20 protein-coding genes and 2 pseudogenes are annotated in these 24918 nt (G+C 41.4%); 15 read left to right on the top strand and 7 right to left on the bottom strand.

Annotated features, from left to right (window positions below; translation table 11 throughout):
* Positions 1-48: 48 nt before the first annotated feature.
* Positions 49-1530 carry a site-2 protease family protein gene (locus IQ276_RS00905; protein ID WP_193922461.1) on the top strand — a complete coding sequence of 494 codons (1482 nt, stop codon included), beginning with the start codon at positions 49-51 and terminating at the stop codon, positions 1528-1530.
* Between the two features lie 91 nt (positions 1531-1621).
* Here IQ276_RS00905 and IQ276_RS00900 read toward each other — a convergent pair whose 3' ends face one another.
* From IQ276_RS00900 to IQ276_RS00890, 3 genes are all read right to left on the bottom strand, one after another.
* Complete coding sequence (locus tag IQ276_RS00900; RefSeq protein WP_235116302.1) at positions 1622-2866, bottom strand: glycoside hydrolase family 10-like protein; 1245 nt, start codon at positions 2864-2866, stop codon at positions 1622-1624.
* A gap of 160 nt (positions 2867-3026) precedes the next feature.
* Positions 3027-4157 carry a DUF8738 domain-containing protein gene (locus tag IQ276_RS00895; protein ID WP_193926027.1) on the bottom strand — a complete coding sequence of 377 codons (1131 nt, stop codon included), beginning with the start codon at positions 4155-4157 and terminating at the stop codon, positions 3027-3029.
* A 364-nt stretch (positions 4158-4521) separates the two neighbouring features.
* Positions 4522-5025 carry a hypothetical protein gene (locus IQ276_RS00890; RefSeq protein WP_193925222.1) on the bottom strand — a complete coding sequence of 168 codons (504 nt, stop codon included), beginning with the start codon at positions 5023-5025 and terminating at the stop codon, positions 4522-4524.
* Between the two features lie 696 nt (positions 5026-5721).
* On the opposite strand from IQ276_RS00890, the gene IQ276_RS00885 reads away from it, so the two are divergent.
* The 6 genes from IQ276_RS00885 (at position 5722) to IQ276_RS00860 (ending at position 11453) form a co-directional block, all read left to right on the top strand.
* Complete coding sequence (locus IQ276_RS00885; protein WP_193925224.1) at positions 5722-6129, top strand: DUF2267 domain-containing protein; 408 nt, start codon at positions 5722-5724, stop codon at positions 6127-6129.
* A 32-nt stretch (positions 6130-6161) separates the two neighbouring features.
* Positions 6162-6824, top strand: a complete 663-nt coding sequence (locus IQ276_RS00880; RefSeq protein WP_235115330.1) for a phosphoribosyltransferase — start codon at positions 6162-6164, stop codon at positions 6822-6824.
* A 158-nt stretch (positions 6825-6982) separates the two neighbouring features.
* Positions 6983-7612 (top strand): HPF/RaiA family ribosome-associated protein, encoded by a 630-nt coding sequence (locus tag IQ276_RS00875; RefSeq protein WP_235115329.1) that lies wholly within the window; start codon positions 6983-6985, stop codon positions 7610-7612.
* Positions 7613-7616: 4 nt separating this feature from the next.
* On the top strand, positions 7617-7826 hold the full coding sequence (locus IQ276_RS00870) for a hypothetical protein (RefSeq protein WP_235116365.1): 210 nt from the start codon (positions 7617-7619) through the stop codon (positions 7824-7826).
* A 306-nt stretch (positions 7827-8132) separates the two neighbouring features.
* Positions 8133-10718, top strand: coding sequence for a GAF domain-containing protein (locus IQ276_RS00865; RefSeq protein ID WP_235115328.1), 2586 nt, complete (start codon positions 8133-8135; stop codon positions 10716-10718).
* 249 nt (positions 10719-10967) lie between these two features.
* Positions 10968-11453, top strand: a complete 486-nt coding sequence (locus IQ276_RS00860) for a hypothetical protein (protein ID WP_193914264.1) — start codon at positions 10968-10970, stop codon at positions 11451-11453.
* 244 nt (positions 11454-11697) lie between these two features.
* On the opposite strand, the gene IQ276_RS00855 is transcribed toward IQ276_RS00860, so the two are convergent.
* The 3 genes and pseudogenes from IQ276_RS00855 to IQ276_RS00845 form a co-directional block, all read right to left on the bottom strand.
* The gene (locus tag IQ276_RS00855; protein WP_235115327.1) at positions 11698-15930 is read right to left on the bottom strand and encodes a trifunctional serine/threonine-protein kinase/ATP-binding protein/sensor histidine kinase; all 4233 of its coding nucleotides are present in this window, start codon (positions 15928-15930) and stop codon (positions 11698-11700) included.
* Positions 15931-16192: 262 nt separating this feature from the next.
* Positions 16193-16873: pseudogene (locus IQ276_RS00850) on the bottom strand (serine/threonine protein kinase); the annotation flags it as partial.
* A 59-nt stretch (positions 16874-16932) separates the two neighbouring features.
* Positions 16933-17607, bottom strand: a pseudogene (locus tag IQ276_RS00845) (RNA-guided endonuclease InsQ/TnpB family protein); the annotation flags it as partial.
* A gap of 607 nt (positions 17608-18214) precedes the next feature.
* Between IQ276_RS00845 and IQ276_RS39970 the strand changes: the two are divergent.
* From IQ276_RS39970 to IQ276_RS00835, 3 genes are all read left to right on the top strand, one after another.
* Positions 18215-18337: a hypothetical protein gene (locus tag IQ276_RS39970; RefSeq protein WP_255264291.1), complete on the top strand. Its 123-nt coding sequence runs from the start codon at positions 18215-18217 to the stop codon at positions 18335-18337.
* A 650-nt stretch (positions 18338-18987) separates the two neighbouring features.
* Positions 18988-20082, top strand: coding sequence for a response regulator (locus IQ276_RS00840; RefSeq protein WP_193914268.1), 1095 nt, complete (start codon positions 18988-18990; stop codon positions 20080-20082).
* 58 nt (positions 20083-20140) lie between these two features.
* Complete coding sequence (locus tag IQ276_RS00835; RefSeq protein WP_193914270.1) at positions 20141-20524, top strand: response regulator transcription factor; 384 nt, start codon at positions 20141-20143, stop codon at positions 20522-20524.
* A gap of 390 nt (positions 20525-20914) precedes the next feature.
* Here the strand turns inward: IQ276_RS00835 and IQ276_RS00830 are convergent, their stop codons facing one another.
* The gene (locus IQ276_RS00830) at positions 20915-21394 is read right to left on the bottom strand and encodes a YbjN domain-containing protein (RefSeq protein WP_190877957.1); all 480 of its coding nucleotides are present in this window, start codon (positions 21392-21394) and stop codon (positions 20915-20917) included.
* A 606-nt stretch (positions 21395-22000) separates the two neighbouring features.
* On the opposite strand from IQ276_RS00830, the gene IQ276_RS00825 reads away from it, so the two are divergent.
* From IQ276_RS00825 to IQ276_RS00805, 5 genes are all read left to right on the top strand, one after another.
* On the top strand, positions 22001-22273 hold the full coding sequence (locus tag IQ276_RS00825; protein ID WP_193914271.1) for a hypothetical protein: 273 nt from the start codon (positions 22001-22003) through the stop codon (positions 22271-22273).
* A complete protein-coding gene (locus IQ276_RS00820) occupies positions 22260-22796 on the top strand; it encodes a DUF6334 family protein (protein WP_193914273.1) in 537 nt (178 codons plus the stop codon). Before IQ276_RS00825 ends, IQ276_RS00820 begins: the two co-directional genes overlap by 14 nt.
* Positions 22797-22912: 116 nt before the next feature.
* Positions 22913-23182, top strand: a complete 270-nt coding sequence (locus tag IQ276_RS00815; protein ID WP_193914275.1) for a hypothetical protein — start codon at positions 22913-22915, stop codon at positions 23180-23182.
* 189 nt (positions 23183-23371) lie between these two features.
* Positions 23372-23581: a PIN domain-containing protein gene (locus IQ276_RS00810; protein ID WP_228042845.1), complete on the top strand. Its 210-nt coding sequence runs from the start codon at positions 23372-23374 to the stop codon at positions 23579-23581.
* 65 nt (positions 23582-23646) lie between these two features.
* Positions 23647-24774: a serine/threonine-protein kinase gene (locus tag IQ276_RS00805; protein WP_193914277.1), complete on the top strand. Its 1128-nt coding sequence runs from the start codon at positions 23647-23649 to the stop codon at positions 24772-24774.
* Positions 24775-24918 lie beyond the last annotated feature (144 nt).

The raw sequence follows: 24918 nt of genomic DNA, 5'->3' as shown, positions 1-24918 counted from the left end.
GCAATACCGGACTTGTTCTGGCTTAGTCTCAATAGCAAAGGTTTGGAGATGTTTACTTTATCAGAAACTTCTATCCTGGCAGCAATCCTGGTGGTAGCTTTAGGCATTTTGGGTTGGGGCTTTTATCGCGCCAGACCTTTTGGAAAGCTAGGAATCTTGGCCTGGTTACAGTCGGTGGTGTTGATGACTCCGTGGCTACTGTTTTTTGGATTGTTTGCCGTAGGAATTTACATCAACATAGCAGGTATATTGTTCCTAGTGGTAACTTCTGCCGGATTGTACATCTACTTGGGCAGCCAGTTACGCAAAGCTGGCCAAGATGCCATACTCAAGCAGCGGGCAACCGAAAGACTCGCCGCCCAGTCCTCACCTGAAGAAAATTCCCCACAACCAACAGTAATAGAACTCAAACCCCAGATTCCACCGATACCAGAAGATGACTTGAGTGCAATTAAAAGCATTTTCGGTATTGATACGTTTTTCGCCACAGAAACCATCCCCTACCAAGATGGAGCAATTTTTAAAGGCAATCTGCGGGGAGAACCAGAAGAAATTCACAACCGTTTGACTGCTAGTTTACGAGAACGGCTTGGCGATCGCTATCGCTTGTTTTTAGTCGAAAATACAGATGGTAGACCAGTGGTGATTGTTCTCCCCAGTCGCAACGATCCCCGTCCCATGCAGTTATCGCAAAAGGCTTTTGCAGGTATTCTGTTGATAGCGACCATAGCCACAAATTTAGAAGCTGCGGGATTACTGCTGAATTTTGATTTCTTTACCAGTCCTGGAAGATTCACAGAAGCTTTGCCCATAGGCGCTGGTATATTTGCGATTTTAGTAGCTCATGAAATCGGTCATTGGTTACTTGCTCGCCGTCACCAAATCCGCCTTAGCTGGCCTTTCTTTCTACCCGCTGTGCAAATTGGCTCCTTTGGTGCAATTACCCGCTTTGAGTCTCTATTGCCCAACCGGAAGGTATTATTTGATATTGCCTTGGCAGGACCAGCCGCAGGTGGTATCGTTTCTTTGGTAATGCTGATTGCTGGTTTGCTGCTTTCCCACCCTGGTAGCTTATTTCAATTGCCAAATCAGTTTTTCCAAGGGTCAATTTTGGTGGGAAGCTTAGCGCGAGTTGTGCTTGGTTCTGCCTTACAGTCCCCTTCGGTAAGCATTCATCCCTTAGTAGTGATTGGTTGGTTAGGGCTAGTAATTACCGCTTTGAACTTAATGCCCGCCGGACAACTAGATGGTGGCCGCATTGTCCAGGCGATTTATGGACGCAAAACCGCAGGACGGGCAACTGTGGCAACTTTAATTTTACTGGTGCTAGTGTCTCTCGGTAATGTTCTGGCCATGTACTGGGCGATCGTGATTTTCTTCTTGCAACGAGATTTAGAACGCCCCAGCTTGAATGAAATCACTGAACCCGATGATGCTAGAGCCGCTTTGGGTCTTTTGGCTCTATTCTTGATGATTACTACCCTTTTACCGCTGACTCCTGGCTTGGCTGGACGTTTGGGAATAGGGTAAGAGTGCTGAGTTAGGAGTTAGGAGTGAGGGGTGAAGAGTTAAAAGTTATTCTCTTTGTCTCCCAACTTCCCACTCCCTACTCACCATCTCTCTATGGTTTCCAACCGGCAAGTAAATTCGGGTAAGTCGTTGGTGTAGGGAAAATTTTCTGGAAACTAGTTTGACGAACTAGGGGTTTTTCTTTGCTCATGTTCCAGAGAGTTTCATAGAAAAAGAAAGAGACTCCAGCAAAATTGCGATCGCGTACTTTTTGCACTTGTGTCTGAATCTGTTGCATAGGTATAGATCTGTTTTTTAAACCAGCTAAAATGCCAATACTCACGGGAATATGGCTCTTTGCAGCTTTCACTTCTGGATACTCTAATTCGCTAACAAAAACATTCAAATCATCCCGATAAATTTGCAAAACCAAATCTTCAATAATTCCCATCCGTTCCCACTTCTGCCAGTCTGCTAAAAAGTATTCGTAGGAAAAACGTTGAGGATTCGGTGCAACAGAAACGATACAATCTTTTTTAGCGGCTTTGATAGCTGTGAATACCCGCTTCATAAAGTCGGTGATTTTGTTAGCTCTCCAACGTACCCATTCTGGATCTTTAGAATTTTTAGAGGGAGCTTGACCACGGTGTTCTTTTTTATAAAGTGCCACTGTATAAGCATCGTATCCTAATTCGGAAGGTAAGCCAAAATGGTCATCAAATTGAATGCCGTCGATATCGTAATTTCTAACAATTTCAACGATTAAATCTTGAATAAATTGTTGCACTTCTGGACGAAAAGGATTTAGCCAAACCCGATTATGTGTGCCTTCTTTGACAATCCGTGTCCCATCGCTGCGACTGGTGAGCCATTGGGGACGATTTTTAGCCAGTAAGGAATCCGCTGGTGCCATAAAGCCAAATTCAAACCAGGGAATGACTGTTAACCCTTTTTGGTGTCCCACATCCACAATTTCTTTGAGGATGTCTCGCCCTTGCAGTCCGGGTGTGGGGTCGATCGCTCGCCCAATGACTTTAGCTGCAACTTTGCTAGGATACAATGTATACCCCCAATTCCAAATCGCTGGATATACGGTGTTAAAATTGAGTTCATCGAGGCGTTGCAAAGATCCCTTCAGGCGATCGCGCTCGAATAACACATCACTGTCAATATTTGTTAACCACACTCCCCTTAACTCAGATGTCGGTAATTTCTGAGGAGTAGTTTGAGCGTTTAACGGAAACGATAACATCACCGTAGTTACCACGCTCAAGGTAACCATCACCAGAAATAACCCCGACTTTCGGCTTTGGCGAATATTCCAAAACCCAACACACCACTTTACAAACCTTTTCATCATCTACCAAAAGTGCGATCGAATTATCGTTTCGATTGTATGCGGTAAAAGGGGCTGGGGACTGGGGACTAGGGACTGGGGACTAGGAAAAGTTTTATGAATGCCCAATTATCAATCCCCGATTCCCAGTACCCAATCCCCAATCCCCAGTCCCCATTCACTATTGGCCGCTGGCTGTAATCTGATTCCAAGCTTTAACTACCACTTGTAAATTGCTTGGCAGGTTATTTCGAGAAATATCGTTATACTGAACCGTATTCTTTTGGCTGGTGAGAGTGTAGGTGATATAGTCAGCAGCACCGCTGGGTGCTGGGTAACTCAGATTCTGGAATTGACTAAATTTATAGCGTTCTAGTGATCGCAAAAATTGTCGCACCTGTTGTAAAGAAACGCGGCGAACACTACGTTCAGAATCATTAGCATCACCAATCCGCACACGAATCAATTGCCCATTTTTGAGTAAAACAGTCTCGTAGGTTCTACCAGCAAACCCGCCACTGGAAATTTGCCGAAATACTACATCTCGATCTAAAGCTGGTGGTAACTCACCGACTGGAATTCGCACAGGTGTCAGCGTACCTTGGTTAGCTTTTTCATTGAGCCGAACTATCGAACCTGTTTGATTGGTGTGATAAACCAAGGTTTTTTCGCGTCCACCAACAACTACCCGCCAACCTGGTACCAAAGCTTGGGTACAGAATTCATCAGGATTCGCTAATTCTAAACAGCCATTTCTCCAAGTTTGCTGTTGAAATTCAACAATCGTTAGCCGAGAAATCGGCTGTTGCAAACGTCTAGATGCAGCTTGCAAAACAGCATTTTTTACAGATGTGGGTAATTTATCTGAAGGATTATTTGCCGAAGCTAAACGTAGCGATCGCCCGTTGTTATTAGTATGATAAATCCAATTTTCTTTGCCATTAGACACCACAACCCGCCAACCAGGAACTAAGGCTTCAGTGCAGGCTTCATCTGGTTGAGGTAATTCCAAACAGCCATTACCCCAAGTCTGTTGATTATAGTTGGTAATTTTCAGTTCTCTAGTCGAAATTCCCTCTTTGCGGGCTAAATCTTGCAGCACTGCGTTAGCTACTGGACGCGGCAAGCGATTTGATTTAATATTGTCTTTAGAAACATCAGTGCTTGTTTCTAGTGAAAAGTTTGCAGAACCCGCTGTGGCATTTTTGATGAGTGTTAAACTGCTGGTAACAGATAAAATACCAGTCAAAACTAAAGCCGTGAAAATTCGTGCTTGATTCTTGCTAAGATAAGTTTTTGCCATGATTTTCATACTAATATAGTCCTATTAGTCAATAGTTATAAAACTAATAAATAATATCCACCAATTCAGGACAATAAAATACATAATCCCCGAACTTCAGTACTTAGGATTAGTTTAATGTTTGTCTTTTGAAGCAGATATAAAGACAGACGCTAATGTAATGATTCTTTGTTCCTGAACTAGACTTGATGCAAACCAAAGAACGCAAACCATCTAATTTGACAACATTTTTGGCTTTGCGGTAAAAACTTTTCCTACGTGATACAAATTTGAAAAATGATTCCGACAGATGGAATCACACCAAGCTAGACATACTCAGGTTATTCCCAATCCAAAATCTAAAATTTAAAATCCAAAATGGATAAACTCTCTCTTAGGCGCTAATCGCTTGTTGTTCAGATTCAACTAACTGATTGTTAGGTACATCAAATCTAATAGTAGTAGATGCCCAGTCTTTGAAATCGGGTGCTAGCCAGACTAGTTTGCGGAGGATTTCATCATTGATCCACAACACCAAGGGAAACTTAAATTGTTTGCGAAACTCATCTCGCATGATGTTGGTACTGATAATGAGTTGATTAATTGCTACTACAGATTCTAAACCCCGTACCATCAAAGCTTCGGGTTGAGTAACAGCAATTGTAGTTGCAATAGCCGTGTACAATGTTTCAGTCGCAGGTGTAAGCAGGATTTCCGGGATGTCTGCTGATGAAAATTCAGTTAACAAATTCAGAATTTGCTGCTGTCTTTCAACACAGTTACAACATACTAGTATCAGTGAAAACTCTCCAGCAGAAACCATCATTGCCCTTGCGAGTCTCTTAGTGGCTGCTGTATTGCTAACTATAGCGTTTTCCGAATTAGTTAAGCCGATCATTATATAAAAATCCTGCTTTGATATTAAAAATAGCTGAGCATTATCAGTTATTATACCCTATTAATTTTTACTCAAAAGTGTTATGCGATAATTTTGATGACATTTTATCAATGTACTTTAGCATAAATTTATACTTACTTAAAGAAATGAGGATATTGTAAATGCTCACAGATTTACAATTCCGAGCTAATGTGAAGACAACATCAATATATTGTGATTAAAACGGGAAAAGCCCAAAATTAGCAATTGCATGATTACTGTATTTTCTATGGATTTTCGCATCTGGCAATAGTTAAGTAATTTTTGTTCTAGAAACAGTTAAAATCTATACTCAGCACAAGTCTAGCAACAAACATTGGCAAGTGGGAAAAAACTTCTAGCAATTGCTTAGGGGCATAATTAGCTGTACCCTTTAATTCGTAACTGATTCAGATAGAAAAATCTTCCTCCATCAGGTTAATATTATTTCACGAAATATCTAATACCTATACATAGGTAAGGGCGCACAACTGTCCCTAAAACCGATTCATTAAGTTGCCAAGATTTTTAGAAATAGCATAAGTCATCCGTTTGATAGAACTGTAGATTGAAGATGTCGCCCCGTTAGTCAGAGGACAGAGCATTTTTAGCTTCCTAAGATCAGCTCAGAACATCCGACCATAACAAGTCATGCGTTAAGACAAATCTGGAGGGAAAATGCAACACGATGAGTTTATTGGACAGGTGCAAAATCGCGCCCGTCTCAGTTCACGTGGTGATGCAGAACTCGCAACCCGTGCGACTCTGGAGACGCTAGCCGAACGGTTAGCTGGCGGTGAGCCTTTTAATGCGGCTGCTCAACTGCCAAGAGGCATTGCAGAATATATGCGACATGAACATGCTGGTGCTGGAGAACGCTTCTCTGTTGATGAATTTTTTGAGCGAGTCAGCCAAAGAGAAAGTGTAGAGCTTCCAGATGCTGTTCATCATGCCCGTGTAGTCATTGAGGTATTGAGTGAAGCCATTAGCAGAGGCGAGATCGATGATATTCGCTCTCAACTACCATCAGAATTCAATCCGTTGTTTGAGGCGGGTAGCCAAGGACGAATGCGTGTAAATACTTAAATCTTTTGTAAATTCATCAGGAGTGTCACACCATGCTATTCAAAGATAGGAGGTTTGCAGGTCAAGTTTTGGCTAGGGAGTTAGCCGCTTATAGTAATCGCTCAGATGTTGTGGTTTTAGGACTACCAAGAGGCGGCGTACCCGTTGCCTTTGAGGTTGCTAAAGCCTTAAATGCTCCCTTAGATGTTTTGGTGGTACGTAAATTGGGTGTGCCCGATCAAGAAGAACTAGCAATGGGAGCGATCGCTTCTGGTGGTGTGCGGATACTCAATCAACATATTATCAACCTGGTGAACATCTCCGACGAAGTAATTGCCAGGGTGGCGGTGCAAGAAGAACGAGAATTAGGACGCCGGGAACAGGTTTATCGAGGCGATCGCCCCTTCCCAGATTTAAGAGGACGCACGGTCATTTTGGTAGATGATGGTTTAGCCACAGGTGCAACTATGTGGGCTGCTATTGTGGCTGTACGGAAACAGCAACCGGCTGCAATTATAATTGCTGTGCCCGTAGCCGCGCGTGAAACTTATCAACAGTTAGAACCTGAAGTAGACCAAATCGCTTGCGTCTCCACACCCAGCCCCTTCTACAGCGTTGGTCTTTGGTACGAAAACTTTCCCCAAACTACAGATGAAGAAGTCCGAGAATTACTAATAGAAGCCGCAAAGAACGGTCAACCATTATTTGCTGGGTGAGGGGGAGTGGGGAGTGGGGAGTGGGGAGTAGGGAGTGGGGAGTGCTGAGCGAGTAGTTATTATTCTCCCCTCATCTCCCTCATCTCCCTCATCTCCCTCATCTCCCCATCTCCCCACTCCCCACTCCCCACTCCCCACTCCCATACCCCAGTCTTCAAATGAAAGTTACACCAGAAATTACTTATCGCAATCTTGAAAAAACTGATGCGATCGCTGCTTTAATTAATCAAAAAATTGCCAAGCTAGAACATATTTGCAATTACATCAATAGTTGCCATATCGCAATTGAAAAAATACACGATCGCCCCCGCAGTGGTTCTCCTTATAGAGTCAGAATTGATGTCACCGTACCTCCTGGTCACGAAATAGTAGCAGAAAGTAATCCCGGCGAGGGTAAGCAGTATCAGCCACTAAATGCAGTAATTAGAGATGCCTTTGATGCGGCTTGTGGGCAACTCGTCAAACTCACCCAACGCCAACATCACAGTGAGAAAAATTTGAGCAATGATGCAGCCCAGGATACAAGGGCATTTGTCACCAAGTTATTTCGCGATCGCGGCTATGGCTTTCTTAAAACCTTGGATGGTCAGGAAATTTACTTCCACTGCAATAGTGTGCTACATGACGACTTTCAACGGTTAGAAATTGGTACTGGTGTCCATTTTTCTGTAGAACAAGGTGAAGAAGGACCCAAAGCAAGCACAGTAAAAATTGTTGATAAGCCAGGAGTGCGTGTTGGCAAATCCCAGCAGACTGTAATTCAACCACCATTGGACTGGAGGGAGTAGAGGTGTGAACCTACAAGTCTACGAATTGAAACAAACTGCATCGCAACTCCTAGCTGCAATGCTATCCAACCCCCACATTTATGCTCAACTCAGCGAGGAGGGAGGCTATGGAAAAATGGAACAGCAGTTGATTATCGTTGCTGTTGAAATGGCTGAAAGTTTAATTAAGCATATTGAAAATGCTCATCCTGGGAGTGGGGAGAATGGGGAATAGAGAGTGGGGAAGATGAGGGAGCAGGGGAGGCAGGGGAGGCAGGGGGAGAAATAACCAATGCCCAATGCCCAAGAGTGGTGAAAATGGGGAGTAGGGAGTGGGGAGTGGGGGAGATGAAGGACAGAGCAGGGAGAGAAGAGTTTTTGCCCCATGCCCCATGCCCCATGCCCTTCTTCGACAGGATGACGCTGGCTGAACAAGCGATTAAACTATGGATAATATGAAATGTTGCTTTTAGCACCTCTTACATAAATTTAATTGCATTGTTAAATCTAACGTCTCATCCTGTTATATCTAATACTAATTATGTCAGTGTATCAAGGAAGTTGTGGGGAGACCACCGATGTGATTATTGGTGTTCACAACCAAGAAAACGGCGAATTTCAATCAAATTCTGCTCCTGTGGGTGCTCTTGCCACAAGACAAGGAACTTTTTCTACGTTTCTTGCTCCCTTGACTCAAGATACTTTTAAACAGGTTGTTAAGGATGTCGAGCAAAAATTACAGATTGTGCATCAAACCCTATCGATGCTGGATTCTAATGGGTTTGAAACTATCTTGCAAGAAATGCTGCATTCGATTACTTTGAAAACCGGGGAATTACTGGGGGCAGACCGGACGACGATCTTTTTATTGGATGAAGAAAAACAAGAACTCTGGTCAATTGTGGCTGGGGGGGAGGGCGATCGCTCTTTAGAAATTCGCATCCCCGCCAATAAAGGTATCGGTGGTGAGGTGGCTACTTTTAAGCAAGTTATCAATATTCCCTTTGATTTTTATGACGATCCGCGATCGCATTTTGCCCAAGCACAAGAAAAAAGAACTGGCTATCGCACTTACACGATGCTGGCTCTACCGTTATTAAATGAACATGGACAATTAGTCGCAGTAGTACAATTACTGAATAAATTAAAATCTGGTAATAATCCTAATGCTCCACTTGCAGAGCGCATTGATACCAAAGGTTTTATCTGTGGTGACGAACAATTATTTCAAGAATTTGCTCCTTCGATTCGACTGATTTTAGAATCATCGCGCTCTTTTTATGTAGCTACCCAAAAACAAAGAGCAGTGGCGGCGTTGATGAAAGCAATCAAGTCGCTTTCTCAAAGCAGTCTCGATTTAGAAGATACCCTCAAGCGGGTGATGGATGAAGCCAAGGAATTAATGAATGCCGATCGCAGTACACTATGGTTAATAGACCGCGATCGTCATGAATTGTGGACGAAAATCACCCAGGACGATGGCTCAACTAAGGAGTTACGCGTCCCCATCGGTAAAGGCTTTGCTGGGATAGTAGCCGCATCTGGTAAAAAGCTAAATATTGCCTTTGATTTATACGACGATCCCGACTCGGAGACAGCCAAACAACTCGATCAGCAAAATGGCTATCGCACTTGTAGTTTACTTTGTATGCCAGTATTTAACGCCGACCAAGAATTAATCGGTGTTACCCAATTAGTAAATAAAAAGAAATCTGGAGATTTTCCGACTTACGATCCCGCTCATTGGCCAAAAGCTCCCGAATGCTTCCAAGCTAGTTTTGACCGCAATGATGAAGAGTTCATGGAAGCTTTCAATATTCAAGCAGGAGTAGCCCTACATAATGCTCAGTTGTTTGCCACAGTCAAGCAACAAGAACAAATGCAACGAGACATTCTCCGTAGTCTTTCCAATGGAGTAGTTTCTACTGATAAAGCTGGATTAATTATCGCTGCCAATGAAAGCGCTAAACGTCTGCTGGGGCTGGAAGCAGAAGACCGTTTGGAGGGTAAATCAGTTAATGATGTTATCGCTATTAAAGAAAGCGACTTTAGCAAGTGGTGTCAGGATGCTTTACATGGAACTGACTCGAAACGTCGCCAACAATATTACCCCGATCGCACTCTTATAAGTACTGGTACTGAACAGCATAGTATTAATTTATCGATTAATACAATTGCTGATGCCAGCGACCACGAGCAAGTCCGTGGGGCGCTGGTGGTGATGGAAGATATCAGTGATGAAAAGCGGCTCAAAAGTACAATGTACCGCTACATGACCCAGGAATTGGCAGAAGAATTGCTGAAGTTGGATGACGCTAAACTAGGAGGCGATCGCAAAGAAGTTTCAATTCTATTTTCGGATATTCGCGGCTACACTACTTTGACGGAAAACTTGGAAGCAGAAGAAGTGGTGAGTATGCTCAATGAATATTTTGAATCAATGGTGGAGGCAGTTTTTAAACATAAAGGCACCCTGGATAAATACATCGGCGATGCCATTATGGCTGTTTTTGGTTCACCTTTACCTTTAGAAGAACATGCTTGGATGGCGGTGCAAACATCTGTAGAAATGCGCCAACGCTTGCATGATTTTAATCAACGTCGCCATGCAGTTAATAAACCCAAAATCAACATTGGCATTGGCATCAACTCCGATACAGTGATTAGTGGGAATATTGGCTCTAGTAAGCGAATGGAATTTACAGCCATTGGCGATGGTGTTAATTTAGGCTCCCGACTGGAAAGTGTTAGTAAACAGTATGGTTGCGATATTATTATTAGCCATAACACTTTTAAACCATGCCAAGAAAATATTTGGGCGAGAGAACTAGATTACATTCGCGTCAAAGGCAGAAATGAGCCAGTAGCTATATATGAATTGGTGGGTTTGCGTTCCACTCCCATTGCTAGCGAAAAACTACAAGTGATTGAGCATTATCATAAAGGGCGCAAATATTACCTCCAACGCGATTTTAACCGTGCCAGAGCCGAATTTGCCCAAGTTTTAGCGGCTGATAACCAAGACAAAGCTGCTATGTTGCATCTGTTGCGTTGTCAACATTGGTTACAAGCACCCCCAACAGAGTCAGATTGGGATGAAGGAGTCTGGACATTTCAGGAAAAATAAGTAGGGGCGTACAGCTGTACGCCCTTACTCGTCGAATTCCTAGACAAAAATTGAGTGTTTCTGAGAGATAAAATTACTTTTTAAACCTTTTTAATATTTCTTAATTATCTTTAAAAAAACTTGTGATTGAGCGAAGAATTAAGAGCGATCGCCCCTGATATTGCCAATCAATGTAAAGCTTAGTTGATATTCCTTGTCAAACGGCTGATGAAGTTACAAACTAAGAAATACAACACACGCAATTATTTTATGACTGCTATTTCTAACGTTGCATTCAAACGGCCAATTTGGCAAACCGCTATCATCTTGACTTTGGGCTTTTGGCTGAGCGCAAGTCTAGTTTTAGATTGGGTAATTATGCCTAGCCTTTATGTTTCTGGCATGATGAACCAAGCTGGTTTTACTACAGCAGGCTATGCGATTTTTTGGAACTTTAATCGCATGGAATTATTATCTGCTGCTGTAGTATTGACTGGAGCGCTAGTTTTGAGCAAAACGCAATTTCAAAGGGGTATTAGCAGCATTGTTATATCTGTGCTGCTGCTGAGTGTAGCTTTGCTTGACACATATTTCTTGACTCCGCAAATGTGCGCCATCGGAATTCAACTCAACCTATTTGAAGCTGCTGCTGCTATTCCATCAACAATGAATTTACTACACGGTGGTTATTGGCTACTGGAAGTAATTAAGCTGATGGCAGGTGGCGTACTTTTAACCTGGTTATGGCGCGAGTAAGTTTCGGTAAATAGTGGAGTATAACGCTGAGAATGTCCACTTTTAAATCTCATATCAAAGACGCAAAGAAATTCTTTGCGTCTTTTTGCTATAGGACTCATATTTTATTTTTAGGAAGCTAGGTACACCTTTATTCCTTCTTCCCAGTCCCCAGTAAAGAGTCCCTTACCTCTACGAATGATTCTCCAAATCAAATCGGATTGCTATATATGGCAAAGTGCTGAGTAAAAACCCAAGTCAAAAATTACACTGGAATTTCAATAATAAATTCTGTACCTTCACCCAGAACAGAGTTGCAACTCAACTTACCGTTGTGGGTTTCTTCGACAATTTGTCGAGCGATCGCCAGTCCTAAACCGGTCCCTTTTCCTACAGTTTTGGTAGTAAATAAATGGTCGAATATTTTTTGTTTAACTAATTCACTCATCCCCTTCCCATTATCCATAATGGCAATTTTAACTAGATTATTTTCCAGTGAAGTTGTAATTGTAATGCAGTTAGGATTGGCTTTAATTTCCTCAAAACTTCGTCCATCATTAGATTCATCTAATGCATCAATAGCATTTGCTAGAATATTCATGAATACCTGGTTTAATTGCCCAGGGAAACATTGAATTTGAGGTAAATTACCGTAGTTGGTGACAACTGCGATCGCCGGACGTTGTTCGTTAGCTTTCAGACGATGTTTGAGAATGAGAATGGTGCTATCAATACCTTCGTGAATATTAAACGGTACTTTGTAGTCGCGATCGGCACGAGAGAAAGTACGTAAACTAGTGCTGATATTTTTGAGCCTATCGCACGCGATTGTCATGGAATCAAGCATTTTCGGCAAGTCCTCTAAGCTATATTCCAAATCAATTTCTGACTCGTGGTCGATGATTTCTTCACTCTTATGGGATAATGTTTCTTGATAGAGTTTCAAGTGTTCCACAATATCGGCGAAGGTAGGTTTAGCTTGTTTAATACTGGCAGCAATAAAACCTAAAGGATTATTCATTTCGTGAGCCACACCAGCAACTAAGTTACCCAAGGCAGACATTTTTTCACTTTGGACCATTTGTAATTGGGCTTGTTGCAGGTTTTGTAAAGCAGTTTCTAGCTCTTGTGCTTTTTGTTGAAGTTCGGCTTCGGCAAGTTTGCCTTGGCTAATATCCAACAACAATCCATCCCAAACTACAGTTCCATTGGCTTTTTGTTCTATTCGAGCTTCGGCGTGAATCCATTTAATAATCCCAGATGGTGTAATAATTCGCCCTGACCACTCAAAAGGATTTAGGGTTTGCATTGAATCAGTAACAGACTGCTGGTAACTTGCTTCATCATCTGGATGTATTCTCTCCAAGAGCAACTGCACATTAGCGATCGCTTGTTCGGCTGTGATTTCGTATAGTTCATCACATTCTCTGCTGATGTAGGTTAGAGACATTGCACCATCAGCAGATATCTGGTACTGATAAACAACCCCAGGAACATTATCTACAAGTTTCTCAAAGCGAGAATTACTCGCACTCAATTCGGCAAATGACTGCTCTAGCTGTTGGGCATATTTGTGAGAAAGTTCATAAAGTCGGGCATTTTCTAGAGAAATTGCGGCTTGGGCGCAGAGTAAATTCAGCAGTTCGACGCGATCGCTTGTGAACGCCCCCGTTGCTAAATTATTTTCTAGATATAAAATGCCCATCAATTTCCCTTGATGCAAAATCGGGCAACACAAGATACTCTTAGGCTGCTGACGAAGAATATAGGGGTCGTTGGCTAAGATCGGATCTGCTATGGCATCCACCAGGACAACAGTCTGCCTGTTATGCTTGACTTTGTAAATCAGCTTCAGGGGAATGTCCTGGCTGTCTTCAACCGGAAGCCGCTGCAATACGATTGGTTGTGCCCCCTCAACAATCAGCCCTTTGACCAACAAGCGCTCGTCTCGCAACAGCATTAACACACATTTATCAGCCCCTGCATCTTCGATGACAATGGAAAGCAATGAGGAGAGCAATTTTTCCAGTTCGATTTCACCTGAGATAGTTTGGGAAGCTTTGAGAATAGCTTTTAAATCTAGGATATCTGAGACACTGCTGCAAGTAGTCGAACTGCTTGATGTAACACTCCCCAAGCCGAAGATGGTTTCGTTAGTGGAAAGGGGAGAACGGGTTTGCTGTAATATAGGAGCAAGTAATTGGGGATAGCGTTTTTCTAAGTCGGCGACTTTGGCTTTTGCACCCCAGCGAGCATAGGCATAGTAGGCTTGAGTAATATACTCCTGAGCAATCCGATCCTTACCCCACTCCAGGTAAAACTTTGCTGCTAGTTCGTTGGCGAGTGCTTCAATTTGAGTAAAGTGATTTTCTTTGGCTGCGGTAATGGCGCGATCGTAACAGGCGATCGCATTTGCGTAGTTACCAGAAACTTTTGCCATTTCAGCCCCAAGCAACAGCGATTGATGCAAAAAGTTCTCTGGACAAGTCTGCGTCCAGGTTTCTAGAAGCTGTCGGTGCTGCTGCATCACATTCCAGTAGTGCTGTTGATTCTCTGGTGTTGCTTCTGGATAAAGCGCGGCTAAACTCAGCGGGTAATAGAAGTGGAATAAAACGATCGGAAACAGACCAAGATTAGAAGCCAGGGTTTTTTCAGCAATAGCAGCGACTTCCAGGGCATCGGCATAGTGACCATACAAGTACAATAGCTGGAGTTTCAAGAAGCAATACCAATTGATCCCAGCTTCAAAATTATTCTTCTGCCAAACATCAAGGCAGAGAATCCTGTTCTCGGTATGATTAACCAGTAGATCGGGTTCTGCCAACAAACCTTGCAGGTGTAAAAGAAATTGCTGCTGTAGGTTAAATGTATGCGTCATATTCACGTTATTTACTTGCTGCACATAGCTCAAGTATTTCTCTGTTTCGCCATACACTTCTGATAGGCAATCGCCCTTCAACAGCATCGTCCAAATGAGACATATTACTGCCCAGATGCCAAACCCAATATCACCTGTTTCATAACTGGTCTGAAGAGATTGTTGGTAAACTGCGACGTTTTCCACCAGTGGTCTATTGTAGGGATTGATTGCATGACCAAAAACGTTATTGGTTTTGGGAATGAACTTGGTGCTATTGAATTGGCGATCGAGCTTTCGCCCCAAGGTAGCGAACTCATAAGCACTTCGATAATCCCCTTGAATCGTGAGCATCATCCCATACAAACAGTAAGAACAGCCCGAACTTTCGGCATTGCCATAGGTTAATGAAGTATCAACCATTAAGAGGATACTCAGAATTGTCAGCGCTTGATTGCCGCCAGTATAAGCAGCTCCCCATAAATTGGGGAGGATTGACATACATACCTTCTTCGCCGGATCGGTCATCGCAGGCAGATCGAATAAATCTGCGGGTTGTAGAGTTTCGAGTTTGAGGTGAATCTCCTTGAGTGTCGTTGCAATCAGCGCTTGCTGACCTTCATCGGTTGCCGGAATGCTCATGCCCATAACACTCAAGCCACTCAGTGCAGCCTCATAACTGCCGAGTAGATTCTCTCCCTGATTGGATCTCAGGGCTAGTTGCAGACCATAAATATCTGCTAGATGGAATTTATTCTGAGCGTACTGTAATGCTCGATGGAAGAGTCTTTCTGCCTCGTCAAAGCGCCCTGTGATGTATTCGCACTCTGCACATTCCCGATAAAGCTTAAATGTGAGGTCGTAGGCAGTCTGCCAACTATCTTCGGGAAGCATTTCCATGCCGATGGCGCAATATTTAATGGCTGCCTTATAAGCTGTGGAAATTTTTGCTTTTTTGCCAGCAATCAGATTCAACTGAGCTAACTCATAGCGATCGCCGATTCGATCTATCAGAGCAATTCCATTGTTCAACTGATTAACAATATCAAAAACATTGAGTTCTACAGCTTCAGGTGGCGTATTTTGCAATAGCAATTGCCCAATTTTGAGATGAGTGGCTTGCTTTTGGTCGTCAGGAATCAGATAGTAGGCAGCTTGCTGGACGCGATCATGCAGGAAACGATAGGTTGGATTAACTGTCTCTTCTGGCTCAGATTTTTGGGCACCCTGAAAAAACTTGTAAATCTGACTCGTGGGTAAAATCAAGCCTTCCTCCAAGGCTTTCCACAATGCTGTTGCGACATCGGTTGCTGATTGTTGTGAAACGATCGCCAATGTTTCCAGATCGAACTGTGCCCCCACACAAGCAGCCAGCTTCAGTATCTCTTGAGTAACTTCTGGCAACTTTTGTAATTGCCGCGCCATGAACTGGACTACATCATCAGTGAGCGAGAGCAATTTCACTGATACCATATCGCACTGCCAGTGTCCTACTTGCAGGTCATAGGCAATGTAGCCCTCCTGATGCAAAGCTCTGAGAAATTGGGTAGCAAAGAACGGGTTGCCTTTGGTTTTTTGATAGACTAACTCTGCCAGGGGTTGCGCTAGAACTGTGGAACAACTGAGGGTGTCGGCAACCAAACAATCGATCTGAGATTGACTTAACGGGGCGAGGGTAAGGGTACTGATAGTCAGTAGATCGAAAACTTTTGGAAGTTGACGAAAGAATGAGGGTTTCAGCCGTCGTTTTTGGGACTAGCAATTATAGCTAGTTGCGATCGCTCTTAAGTCTGCCTAGAACAAAAGTTCTTGAAATGCTCCTTAGAAGCTGATTTCGGCTCCTGCTATTCCAAAGCGAAAATCAAGGATTGGTGAGGCTTCTGGAAAACTTTTCGGTCTACTGAATGTGACAATGCACTAATTCCATTGGATCATTTGAAGCAAAAGGTAACTCTCCTGTAAGTAATTCGTAGAAAGTTACACCGAGGGAATAGAAGTCTGTGCGATAATTAATCCCACGATTCATTCTACCTGTTTGTTCTGGGGAAATGTAAGCTAGTGTCCCTTCTAAAACATTGGGATTAATCAGTGTTTGGGTTTCTCGCGGTAATAAACATGCGATACTAAAGTCAATTAATTTAACTTGTTTGGTTTCGGGATTAATTAATATATTGCTCGGTTTGATGTCTTTATGAATAATGCCCTTGCGGTAGAGAACATCTAAGATGTTGCAGAGTGCGATCGCTATTTCTAAAAATTCTTCTACAGACGTAATATTATTTTTGGCAAAATAATTGTTCAGGGAAGTTCCCCCAAAATCTTCCATCACCAATGCATAGCCATTTTGGTAAGCTTCCAAGCTATAAGTTTGAATAATTAAAGAAGAATTAATATTTTTAGTAATGGTGTATTGATTGCGAAACGACAAGAGTTCGCTGAAGCTGGGATAAGGATTTTTCAGCAGTTTAATTACTACCGGGAATAAGTCAGTTTCTCGAACTGCTCGATAAACTAGTGTTCTCGAACCATTGTAGAGTTCTTCAGTGATGCGATATCCGGGAATACTGACAAGAGTGCGGATCATACTGCGCTCATCCTCAAAATTGCTGGATTTAGTATTCCCAGATATATCAAGTAAACTACTTACGCTCCCGCAAGCGGTGAGCGCAGGCTTTTAAGTAGCCCTGAACTGTCTGTACTGAGATTACAACACAAACAGTTCGAGCCTCCAGGCTGGGTTACAAAAACAGCCCCAATAGTAGCAATATTTTTTGCTCCATTAAAATCAGCATCACCACTCCAAGAACAAGCCTCATTAGTACATTTGAAACGCCTATCAGAACGCAATCCAATATGTAGGCATTGATGGCAAGTAAGACTAGTCCAAGCTGGAGGAACAGCAATTATTTCTACTCCAAATTGGACACCTTTGTATTCCAAAAAAGACCTTAACTGATAAAAAGACCAAGAGTTAGAACGTCTACGTTCTGTCTTGCTTCTTGGCTTCTGGTTGGTTCTTTCACGAATACTTGTTAAGTCTTCAATTGCTACTGCTGCATTATTTTTTAATGCGTCCTGAATTATGGACTTGCTAATGTTGTAGTTTAACCATTGCTGAAATCTTCTCTCCTTGCCCGACAACCGTTTCAAGATATTTCTAGCTCTACGTCTAGTTGACCTTGTGCCTTTCGTGGCTTTTTTCTGGAGAGAACTTCTCACTCTAGAAAACTTATCCCTAACATCGTTGATTTGCTTTCCATCCCACCTGTCACTATTGCTAGTCACAGCAATGTCTCTACGACCAAAATCGACACCAATAGCCAGCAATCTTGACGCGACGCTCGTTGCGCTAAAGCGTCTCCCCTTCTCCCAAAGAAAGAGGCTAGCGCCAAGGGAGAAGGCTCGCTCATAGCAACGCTATGCCGAAGGCGTTGCCTCTCGTTCGCGGGTGCGGCGACCACAGGAGAAAGAGAAGAGAAGGCTTTACGCTACGCTATCCGCTTTTCTGGTCAGAATACCCAACTGAATTCTGAATTCTGACTCCTGAATTCTGTTTAATACAAATTATCAATTTTGAATTCTTACATACAAATTAACTTTTACTATAGATTTTCAGCATTTCCGGACATCCCAACAAATAAACATTTATAACAATTGTCTAGAGAATGCTATTAATTAATTTTCATATTTCCTTTACTTATTTCTCATCAAGTTTATATATTTCTGCTATTTTTCTTGGAAAATTATAGTAACCTGAATTTTAGTGAGTACATTACTTGTTATCTACCATCTAGCGAAAAATCGCTATCTTTCAGGTATGTACCACAACTCCACAACTTCGCTGTCAGTTCTTGAATTTCTCACTCAAAATCGTCCACAGTGACTATTTATCCCCACACAACACTAGAACCCGTTTCCAGTACTTATGAAGAGATTTCCTTGTGCTGATTCAGTCGCCTGTGCGTCTCACTACACATCATCAAGGCGTCAATTATCAGCTAACCCTTGTTGTCGCCTATACAGAGAAGTTCTGCGATCGCAAATTTAAGTAAACGGCGTTAAAAAGTCAAGCTATGTTACGAAACGTAAAATCAGTGAATGCCTTAGAAATGACTCATTCTACAGTTTTTACAGAACTAAACATACATGGGTTTTATCGTGCCGACTTAGTTAAGACATTGAATTGATTGAATGCTGAGTTTTAAAGGATACTTTATTAATGAAGTTACCATCAAGAATAAACTTCTCAAAAAAGTGCCTACACGTCAGTTGTTCAGCTTCTTATTTCATCAGTTATTGCTTTTAATATTAGGCTGTAAAATACGGATAACAGTGATATTTTTGTGACTGATGGGCGAGAGCCAATAGTCTATGCGTCGCACTTGAGTTACTGTTAGATTGGCTAGATTAGCGAAAGATACAGAAAGTCAATCTGATTTTTGAAATACTATTTCCTGACAACAGTCGGGTCATTTTGCTATTGGGCAATAGCATATGGATTGATTTATTTGTATTCGCGCATATAGCTTAGCAGAGATTGGTGAATTAGCAGTTGGGGGGTGTGGAATCTCTGTACTAACTTAAATGTGACCGCTATATTTATCTGAACAGTGCTTCTAATTAATGTCGCTGTGAATTCCGAAAACGAAATTCACCAATTTCGCCTGCAAATATTAATTTTATTCCAGAGCCATCCCAATGAAGACACTTCCGATTAGTAGATACAGATTTTTCCAAAAACTCCAACCCCTATCTCTGTTGAAAAAAATCACGAGTAAGTCTGTTACTGGTTGTTTGCAAGTATTTAGCACTTCAGGTTCTTGGTCAATATATGTAGATGAAGGTAAACTGATTTATGCCTGCTACTCAGAGAAAATGTTTGAGCCACTTTACAGAAATTTGCAACGCTTGAGTCAGCAAATTTCTACTCTCCCTCGCGGAATTCATGAACAACTGCGGGCGATATTTGAAACTGGCATTGAAAATCAAGCAATACCAAATCCAGATTATCTAGCTATTTGCTGGTTAGTCAATCAAAAATATATCAGTCCCTCTCAAGCAGCGATTTTGATAGAGGAATTAGCACTAGAAGTTTTGGAATCATTTCTGAGCTTAGAACAGGGAAGTTATGAATTTATTCCTGAAAGCTTTTTGGATGATATGCCAAAGTTTTGTCATCTGAATCTTCGTTTACTAGTTGAACGATGTCAATCGCCCAGAAGCAACGCAGAGCATTTTTCTGTAAGGGTAGGAGCTAATAGCCAGACATTAACAGTTTCCCCCGTACAACCCTCGCAATTTTTGCGAAAAAATCAGCCGCAACCTGAAACTAAAACTACACAAAAGTCGCCCAGACCGTACAACGGCAATAAACCAGGAACATCCGATAATACGAGTCAGCAAGTTGTACAACCGCCTACTCAGAAAAAAGTCTACACAATCTTTTGTATTGATGATAGTCCTGCGGTATTGAGTACTATTCAAAGTTATTTAGATGAGCAAACTTTTTCGGTTATCGGAGTCAGCGATTCGTTCAAAGCTTTAATGCAGATTATCCGCACAAAACCCGACATAATTTTGTTGGATATTTCCATGCCTCATTTAGATGGATATGAACTTTGCTCTTTACTGCGGAAACACTCGCATTTTAAAAATACACCTGTGATTATGGTGTCAGCAAAATCAGGATTGATAGATAGAGCTAAAGCCAAATTAGTCGGAGCATCAGGCTATTTAGCCAAGCCTTTTACGCAAGGAGATTTATTAAAAGTAATATTTAAGCATATTGTTTAGTTTTTTTTATAGATAAAATAAATAAATTTAATTAACATATTTTTTGGGAGATAGAAGCTTGAGTATTAACTGGGTGGCTACTATTCTAGTTGTAGAAGATTGTCGGCAGGAATTGGAATTAATTAGTTATTATCTGAGAGATAAAGGTTACAATGTAATTAAGGCAACTACTGCTAAAGAAGCTCTAGAACTAGTTTTAGAAGAAAAGCCGGATGCGATTGTTACTGACGTTGTAATGCCGGGGATGAGTGGATTTGAATTATGTCGCTTCCTCAAAACAAATCCGACTAATCCAAAAATACCTATTGTAATTTGTAGTAGTAAAAATCAGACAATTCACCAGTTGTGGGCAAAGAAGCAAGGTGCTGATGCTTATATAATTAAGCCTTATACGCCTGAACAACTACTGAATCTGATTCAATCAGTAGAGGCTATTGTTTAGACTGACGCTCTGATGCGGAGAGATTTTAATAATAAGTGATTAAACCATATGGTAGTACATATGTACTACCATATAAAGGATCGCGGTTTAAGGGGCTTCCAACTAAAAAAATATACAACTTTTATTGTGCGGTGGGCGTCTCGCCCGCCCATAGACAATGGCGGACAAGATGTCCACCCCACAAGAGTAGATAATTTATTTCTTGGTAATCCCTAAATAGATGAAAAAGGCTGTAATATCAGGTTCGGATGGATACTTATAATTAGGGCTGACGCAAAGACGCTCTGACGCGGATAATTTTGAATTATAAGTAATTAAGCGAACTTGATATTATACATCTGATGCAGCAGAACTTGAATCTAAAATCCAAAATCCAAAATCTAAAATTCCTTAAGCTGCGCCAAATTCAGATTGTAAAGCATCATCGTTGTTATCAGCGATCGTTGCCACAATGGTGATTAGCCTAGAGACTTCGCCGGGAGACAACTCCGCTAAGGTGCGTGTGGATATCACAACCACCCGATTTTCAATAATACCGAAACGCGCTTCAAAAGTGCTAGAGCAATTTAACTCCAAAAGATACCGCATTAACTTAGGTTCATTTTTGGCAGGTAAATCTAGCACCGCAGACCAAACCGTTATGGTGTCTTCATCGCTTTTTCCACTGAGTTGGACAAATACTTCCACACTCCCGTACTTAAATTTCCAGAGATAACTACCCTCTGGTGTGTGGCTAACCATTGCACTGTCATCTTGTTCTAAGCTGTCGATGACATTTTCAATTACCTCCACATGGTTAATACCCGTTGTCTCGGCGATTAACTCATTGATGGCTTCGTCACTAGTTAGAGTTTCTTGGTAGCTTGTCATACAGATTTTTTTCTCAATATACTCGCTGTTTTATCTACACATACTTTATAGCTTGTTGTCACGGTTAGTTTGAGCTTCCTGAGGTGATAGTCTTGTCATCAGTCATACCAAATCAGGTGCTTCTAAATAAATACAGTCAAAAATGTTACTTTAATTTCATGTCTGTGACTACATCTGAATTTAAGAAATAAAGTCTAACGCCGAAAAGGATGTGTAAACTTATGACCACTGTTTTGAAACCATGCAAAATAGTGATGTTCGTCAGTTGGGTATTAATCGAAATAAGTGGTATGTAGTTATACGTAGCAATGAAGTAATGAATAAGCTTGTGAATGTGATATTTTGGAAATTGAAGAAATAAAAGCGGTGATTTTTGAGCTAGCAGTACAGTAACTCATAAAACTGATGGCAGAAATTGAAGAAAGACTCGAAGCTATGACAATGATGCAACTGATACAAACTGGATTTAAAGAGTGGCACGGTCTAGAAGAAGATATATATAGGACTCCGATTTGATTTCTGAAAACATACTGAGACTGAAAAGCCCGTTTTATCTAGGGTTTTATCTGAAATCTTGTTCAGAAATCAGATATGAGTCCTATATAAATGACAAATGATGAACAGGAGGGCGTGAAACTCACCCCTGGCGGACTGAAAAAACTTGGCAATCTTGTTAATATTAAGGATGACATCATTGCTAATGCTATTCGTGAACGTGGCGGAGGACAAGCACAGGTTAATCAGTTACGTAGCGATTATCAAAATCTTAAAGTTGGTGACTTAGCTAATTTAGCTGCTGCGGGAGATATAGACGCCGAAACTGCTATTAAAATTCTCAAGCAAGCAAGGAAAAAGCGTGATAAATATGGCAATCAATGAATTTCCTATCGGGCAACGTCTAATAGGTGTATCAACAATTAGTGATGTAGAATATGACGGGGATGAACTTTGTCTAGATGAAGTTAATCTTTATTTGGAAGATACAGAACAGAAAATTACAGTAGTAACTCTTTTACCTATTGCTGATACTGATGAAATAAAAGTAATAATAGAAGAAGCTATCAAAAAGAATAATCAAGTTTCTGCTAAGTCTTATAATTTATTATATACTTCACTACCACTGTATGTAAAATTGATGTCGGTTTGGGTGTGTGAAAATGTTCAAGGTTATCAAGATCAGGTAATTTTTGCTTTTGAAAGTTTACATCCCACTATTACGTTTCTTGCTGAGGGTTCAGTTATTAAAGTATTTATGCATGAGCAAGTATACAAGAAAGAAAATGAATTGACAAAAGCAATTATAGAAGCCACTGAAGACTTGGTAATGGAAATGAAAAATGCATCGATGAATTTAACAGAGGTTGCTGAAAATTCTCCAAATCAATCAAAAATAGTTGAGTAGCGATGCCTGCGGCGAGCTTCTCTACGAGACGCTCCGCGAACGCTAACGCCCCTTCATTAACCACACATCCAAAATGCTAGAATCGCCGTAGCACAGATGCTTTCACAAGAGGCGACGTGGAAAACATAGAATTGCAAATTGACGAGAAAATCCTTGAAAAAGCACGCGCTTTGGCAAAGTCTCACCATTGTGACTTGTCGCAATTGATTGCTTATGCGATTGAACAACTACCAATGAGAGAACCAGCAATGAGAGAACCGGCAAAGTATCCCTTATTGGGACTATTCGCTGACGATCCTGCCTCAGTTGATGAGATGCTAGAAGAAGTAATGAAGGATCGGGCAGCACACCCCTTAAATCAAGGTTTTGGACAAAGTACTACTTGACACAGACATTCTTTCCGAGAGTCTCAAGCGTAGAGACGAGCGTGTTGTATCTAGGGCTATTGCTTATCTAGCCGTTTTTGGTCAGTATACTATCTGCACTATTACAGTCTTAGAAATTGTCAAAGGCTGGCACAAGCTTGGACAGAAGATAAAATTCAACAGTTTTTTGATCAAATTGCGGTTGCTGAAGTGTTAACACTAGAACTCAGTGATGCTGAGTTGGCGGGACGCATTTATGCAGATTTAGAACGCACAGGACAACCAATAGGACTTGCTGATGCCATTATTGCAGCTATTGCAATCCAACAAAACTTAACTTTAGTCAGTGGTAATTTATCCCATTATCAGCGGATTCAAGCATTAGGCTACAACTTGAAGCTGGATAATTGGCGAATCTAAATACCCTTTTCTTGAAGACAGTGGAAAATAAAGATAAGTAAGAACCATTCTGGGCGCCATCCTCCATGAGTTATTGCCTTAATCCCCGTTGTCCGAAGCCTGAAAATTCTGGTAATGTCAATTTTTGCTTGACTTGCGGTTCTAAGTTACTTCTCAAAGAGCGATACCGTGCTATTAAACCAATAGGTCAAGGTGGTTTTGGCAGAACTTTTTTAGCTGTGGATGAAGATAAACCATCAAAACCGCGCTGTGTAATTAAACAGTTTTATCCCCAAGCTCAAGGCACTAATACTGTGCAAAAAGCCGTGGAGTTATTCAACCAAGAAGCGGTACAGTTAGATGAATTGGGTAAGCATCCCCAAATTCCAGAACTTTTAGCATATTTTACCCAAGAAGATCGCCAGTATCTTGTCCAAGAATTTATTGATGGCCAAAATTTAGCTCAGGAGTTAGCACATAAAGGTGCTTTTAGTGAAGCGCAAATCTGGCAATTACTCAATGATTTATTACCAGTATTGCAGTTTTGTCACGCCAAACAAGTGATTCACCGCGATATTAAGCCGGAAAATATTATTTTACGTAGCGGTGATGGCAAATTAGTTTTAGTAGATTTTGGTGCTTCTAAATCTGCTACTGGCACTGCCTTAAATAGAACTGGCACTAGTATTGGAACTCCCGAATATGTCGCTCCTGAACAAATGCGAGGTAGGGCTGTTTTTGCCAGCGATATTTATAGTTTGGGTGCTACTTGTATTAATTTATTAACCAGGCGATCGCCCTTCGATTCCTATGATACCAACAACGATACTTGGATTTGGCAGAAATACATAAAAACTCCTGTTAGTAATGCATTAAGTCGCATTCTCAACAAGATGTTAGAAAGTATCCCAATGCGCCGTTATCAAACAGTAGATGCCGTTTTAAAAGACTTAAATCAACACTCACAACCAGCTACACCAGCAAAGCCTGTTCCTCAACCTCCGGCTAATTCTACACCTCCTTTAGTCCCCCAATCTCCTAGCCAAATCGATTTAGAATTAGAGCAAATAAAAACCCAGTTTGTCGTTGGCAATAAACCCCAACCAAATAAAATCCAACCACCAAATTCAACACCTCAACCTTCTAGTAAAAGTCAAATAGATCAAGAATTAGAAGAACTAAAAGCTAAATATCTTGGCAATAACAATCCGTAGGGACTGGGAATTGGGTGGTAAATTAATATGGGAATCCGATTTTATCTGTGAAACAATACATCATATCAACCCTGTAAAATTAGTAAAATATTTATCAGATATCCTCTTAAAAACTCTCCGCGCCTCTGCGCCTCTGCGTGAGAA

The organism is Desmonostoc muscorum LEGE 12446, from assembly GCF_015207005.2.
Classification (GTDB): domain Bacteria; phylum Cyanobacteriota; class Cyanobacteriia; order Cyanobacteriales; family Nostocaceae; genus Nostoc; species Nostoc muscorum.
The sequence above is the reverse complement of the archived record's forward strand: the minus strand, read 5'-3'. Positions and strand labels throughout refer to the sequence as shown.